A 5520-nucleotide genomic window follows, 5' to 3' on the forward strand; every position below is an offset into this window, starting at 1 on the left:
GGAGCATCCGATCCTTGAGAACTCAACAGCGTGCACTTGTCAAATGCCAATTTATTCCTCGTTCCAGTCTTTGGGCTGGTTTGAGAAATTCCTTTGGATCAAAGACCAGCCTCTTTTTGGGGTTGGCATTCGGATGAAGTCAGCAATGATGTCATCTCTTTGGTCAGTTTCGAACTCGCTGCGTTCCGGTTTTCCCCGGTTTCGTATGCATTTTTCTTTTACGGAGAGTTTGATCCTGGCTCAGGATGAACGCTGGCGGCGTGCTTAACACATGCAAGTCGAACGATGAACCCGAAGCTTGCTTTGGGGGATTAGTGGCGAACGGGTGAGTAACACGTGAGCAACCTGCCCCTCACTCTGGGATAAGCGCTGGAAACGGCGTCTAATACTGGATACGAGTCGCAACCGCATGGTTAGTGACTGGAAAGATTTTTTGGTGGGGGATGGGCTCGCGGCCTATCAGCTTGTTGGTGAGGTAATGGCTCACCAAGGCGTCGACGGGTAGCCGGCCTGAGAGGGTGACCGGCCACACTGGGACTGAGACACGGCCCAGACTCCTACGGGAGGCAGCAGTGGGGAATATTGCACAATGGGCGGAAGCCTGATGCAGCAACGCCGCGTGAGGGATGACGGCCTTCGGGTTGTAAACCTCTTTTAGCAGGGAAGAAGCGAAAGTGACGGTACCTGCAGAAAAAGCACCGGCTAACTACGTGCCAGCAGCCGCGGTAATACGTAGGGTGCAAGCGTTATCCGGAATTATTGGGCGTAAAGAGCTCGTAGGCGGTTTGTCGCGTCTGCTGTGAAATCCCGAGGCTCAACCTCGGGCCTGCAGTGGGTACGGGCAGACTAGAGTGCGGTAGGGGAGATTGGAATTCCTGGTGTAGCGGTGGAATGCGCAGATATCAGGAGGAACACCGATGGCGAAGGCAGATCTCTGGGCCGTAACTGACGCTGAGGAGCGAAAGGGTGGGGAGCAAACAGGCTTAGATACCCTGGTAGTCCACCCCGTAAACGTTGGGAACTAGTTGTGGGGTCCTTTCCACGGATTCCGTGACGCAGCTAACGCATTAAGTTCCCCGCCTGGGGAGTACGGCCGCAAGGCTAAAACTCAAAGGAATTGACGGGGACCCGCACAAGCGGCGGAGCATGCGGATTAATTCGATGCAACGCGAAGAACCTTACCAAGGCTTGACATACACGAGAACGGGCCAGAAATGGTCAACTCTTTGGACACTCGTGAACAGGTGGTGCATGGTTGTCGTCAGCTCGTGTCGTGAGATGTTGGGTTAAGTCCCGCAACGAGCGCAACCCTCGTTCTATGTTGCCAGCACGTAATGGTGGGAACTCATGGGATACTGCCGGGGTCAACTCGGAGGAAGGTGGGGATGACGTCAAATCATCATGCCCCTTATGTCTTGGGCTTCACGCATGCTACAATGGCCGGTACAAAGGGCTGCAATACCGTGAGGTGGAGCGAATCCCAAAAAGCCGGTCCCAGTTCGGATTGAGGTCTGCAACTCGACCTCATGAAGTCGGAGTCGCTAGTAATCGCAGATCAGCAACGCTGCGGTGAATACGTTCCCGGGTCTTGTACACACCGCCCGTCAAGTCATGAAAGTCGGTAACACCTGAAGCCGGTGGCCTAACCCTTGTGGAGGGAGCCGTCGAAGGTGGGATCGGTAATTAGGACTAAGTCGTAACAAGGTAGCCGTACCGGAAGGTGCGGCTGGATCACCTCCTTTCTAAGGAGCATCTGGAGGCTTCGGCCTTCCAGGCGCCAGATCAGCACCGAATGTGTGCTGCTGGTTAGCTCATGGGTGGAACATTTGACATGGCTCTCGTTGAGTCTTCTGGTTTTAGTACGCCGCTTGCGGTGGGAACGGACTGGGGGATGAGGTGGGGGCCTGCACGCTGTTGGGTCCTGAGGGACCGGGTGTGGGAACACATGCGGTACTTCTGGCCTTCATGCCTCTCACTGTGGTGAGGGGGTGGGGGACCGCCCGTACTTTGAGAACTACACAGTGGACGCGAGCATCTTCAACATGACCCTTTGGGGTTGTGTTGTTTTGATGATCTTAAAGATCATTAGTCAATTTCGAACTGGATCCTTCGGGGTCTGGTACCGATTCTTGATGAACTCATGTGATTTCAAGTCTTTAAGAGCAAACGGTGGATGCCTTGGCATCTGGAGCCGAAGAAGGACGTAGCAATCTGCGATAAGCCTCGGGGAACTGATAAGCGAGTTTTGATCCGAGGGTGTCCGAATGGGGAAACCCCGCTGGGCGGCGTGCCGACCTAGTGACTCCCGCCTGAATATATAGGGCGGGTAGAGGGAACGTGGGGAAGTGAAACATCTCAGTACCCACAGGAAGAGAAAACAACATGTGATTCCGTGAGTAGTGGCGAGCGAAAGCGGATGAGGCTAAACCGGGTGTGTGTGATAGCCGGCAGGCGTTGCATGCCCGGGGTTGCGGGACTTTTCTGATTGTTCTGCCGAACTTTCAGCGTTACAAGCAGGTATAGACGAACGGTTTTGAATGGCCGGTCATAGAGGGTGCGAACCCCGTAGTCGAAATGCCTGGCTTGGCGTGAAGAGTATCCCAAGTAGCACGGGGCCCGAGAAATCCCGTGTGAATCTGTCAGGACCACCTGATAAGCCTAAATACTCCCAGATGACCGATAGCGGACAAGTACCGTGAGGGAAAGGTGAAAAGTACCCCGGGAGGGGAGTGAAATAGTACCTGAAACCGTTTGCTTACAAACCGTTGGAGCCTCCTTAGTAGGGGTGACAGCGTGCCTTTTGAAGAATGAGCCTGCGAGTTAGCGATACGTGGCGAGGTTAACCCGTGTGGGGTAGCCGTAGCGAAAGCGAGTCTGAATAGGGCGATTCAGTCGCGTGTCCTAGACCCGAAGCGAAGTGATCTATCCATGGCCAGGCTGAAGCGACGGTAAGACGTCGTGGAGGGCCGAACCCACTTAGGTTGAAAACTGAGGGGATGAGCTGTGGATAGGGGTGAAAGGCCAATCAAACTTCGTGATAGCTGGTTCTCTCCGAAATGCATTTAGGTGCAGCGTTGCGTGTTTCTTGCCGGAGGTAGAGCTACTGGATGGCCGATGGGCCCTACAAGGTTACTGACGTCAGCCAAACTCCGAATGCCGGTAAGTGAGAGCGCAGCAGTGAGACTGTGGGGGATAAGCTTCATAGTCGAGAGGGAAACAACCCAGACCACCAACTAAGGTCCCTAAGCGCGTGCTAAGTGGGAAAGGATGTGGAGTTGCTGTGACAACCAGGAGGTTGGCTTAGAAGCAGCCACCCTTGAAAGAGTGCGTAATAGCTCACTGGTCAAGTGATTCCGCGCCGACAATGTAACGGGGCTCAAGCACGCCACCGAAGTTGTGGCATTGACATTTATGGTAGGCCTTCGTGGTCCAGCCGTGTTGATGGGTAGGAGAGCGTCGTGTGGCGAGTGAAGCGGCGGAGTGATCCAGCCGTGGACGCTACACGAGTGAGAATGCAGGCATGAGTAGCGAAAGACGTGTGAGAAACACGTCCTCCGGAAGACCAAGGGTTCCAGGGTCAAGCTAATCTTCCCTGGGTAAGTCGGGACCTAAGGCGAGGCCGACAGGCGTAGTCGATGGACAACGGGTTGATATTCCCGTACCGGCGAAGAACCGCCCAAACCAATCCAGTAGTGCTAAGTATCTGAATCCCCATGACCGGATCCTTCGGGTGATGGCTTGGGGCCTAGCGTACGACCCCATGCTGAGGCGGTTAGCGTATTAACAGGTGTGACGCAGGAAGGTAGCCCAAGCCAGGCGATGGTTGTCCTGGTGCAAGTGCGTAGGCCGAGAGATAGGCAAATCCGTCTCTCATACAGGCTGAGACACGATGCGGATGAAAAGTGGGTGATCCTATGCTGCCAAGAAAAGCATCGACGCGAGGTTCTAGCCGCCCGTACCCCAAACCGACTCAGGTGGTCAGGTAGAGAATACCAAGGAGATCGAGAGAATCGTGGTTAAGGAACTCGGCAAAATGCCCCCGTAACTTCGGGAGAAGGGGGGCCACCCGCTTATACGGATTTACTCCGAAAAGGGTGTGGTGGCCGCAGAGACTAGTGGGTAGCGACTGTTTACTAAAAACACAGGTCCGTGCTAAGTCGCAAGACGATGTATACGGACTGACGCCTGCCCGGTGCTGGAAGGTTAAGAGGACGGGTTAGCTTCGGCGAAGCTCAGAATTTAAGCCCCAGTAAACGGCGGTGGTAACTATAACCATCCTAAGGTAGCGAAATTCCTTGTCGGGTAAGTTCCGACCTGCACGAATGGCGTAACGACTTCCCAACTGTCTCAACCGCGAACTCGGCGAAATTGCATTACGAGTAAAGATGCTCGTTACGCGCAGCAGGACGGAAAGACCCCGTGACCTTTACTACAGCTTGGTATTGGTGTTCGGTGTGGCTTGTGTAGGATAGGTGGGAGACTTTGAAGCGTGGACGCCAGTTCATGTGGAGTCATTGTTGAAATACCACTCTGGTCACTCTGGATATCTAACTTCGAACCGTGATCCGGTTCAGGGACAGTGCCTGGTGGGTAGTTTAACTGGGGCGGTTGCCTCCCAAAAAGTAACGGAGGCGCCCAAAGGTTCCCTCAACCTGGTTGGCAATCAGGTGTCGAGTGTAAGTGCACAAGGGAGCTTGACTGTGAGACTGACAGGTCGAGCAGGGACGAAAGTCGGGACTAGTGATCCGGCAGTGGCTTGTGGAAGCGCTGTCGCTCAACGGATAAAAGGTACCTCGGGGATAACAGGCTGATCTTGCCCAAGAGTCCATATCGACGGCATGGTTTGGCACCTCGATGTCGGCTCGTCGCATCCTGGGGCTGGAGTAGGTCCCAAGGGTTGGGCTGTTCGCCCATTAAAGCGGTACGCGAGCTGGGTTTAGAACGTCGTGAGACAGTTCGGTCCCTATCCGCTGCGCGCGTAGGAAGTTTGAGAGGATCTGACCCTAGTACGAGAGGACCGGGTTGGACGAACCTCTGGTGTGCCAGTTGTTCCGCCAGGAGCACCGCTGGTTAGCTACGTTCGGGATGGATAACCGCTGAAAGCATCTAAGCGGGAAGCCGGCCTCAAGATGAGACTTCCATACCTTCGGGTGAGAGGCTCCCAGCCAGACTACTGGGTTGATAGGCCAGATGTGGAAGCGTGGCAACACGTGCAGCTGACTGGTACTAATAAGCCGATGACTTGATAACACACCGTTCTTGGTGCTTGCGTCCACTTTGTGGTTCTCGACGTACGGTCGAAACCGCGAACACATAACAAACATTACGTTTGTGCTTGTTCGAGACACGTCAATAGTGTTTCGGCGGCCATAGCGTGAGGGAAACGCCCGGTCACATTCCGAACCCGGAAGCTAAGCCTCACAGCGCCGATGGTACTGCAGGGGGGACCCTGTGGGAGAGTAGGACACCGCCGGACTTCCTTTAACAGAAAGGCCACCCAACGCAGGGTGGCCTTTCTGC

At 54.7% G+C, this 5520-nt stretch carries 3 rRNA genes; all 3 read left to right on the forward strand.

What is annotated here, in order from left to right:
* Positions 1-217 precede the first annotated feature (217 nt).
* The 3 genes from LXM50_RS18430 (at position 218) to rrf (ending at position 5476) form a co-directional block, all read left to right on the forward strand.
* Positions 218-1742 (forward strand): 16S ribosomal RNA (locus tag LXM50_RS18430).
* Between the two features lie 404 nt (positions 1743-2146).
* A 23S ribosomal RNA gene (locus LXM50_RS18435) occupies positions 2147-5250 on the forward strand.
* 109 nt (positions 5251-5359) lie between these two features.
* Positions 5360-5476 (forward strand): 5S ribosomal RNA (gene rrf / locus LXM50_RS18440).
* The 16S, 23S and 5S rRNA genes sit together here, the layout of an rRNA operon.
* Positions 5477-5520: the final 44 nt, after the last annotated feature.

This window comes from Microbacterium sp. Au-Mic1 (assembly GCF_021341785.1).
Lineage (GTDB): Bacteria > Actinomycetota > Actinomycetes > Actinomycetales > Microbacteriaceae > Microbacterium.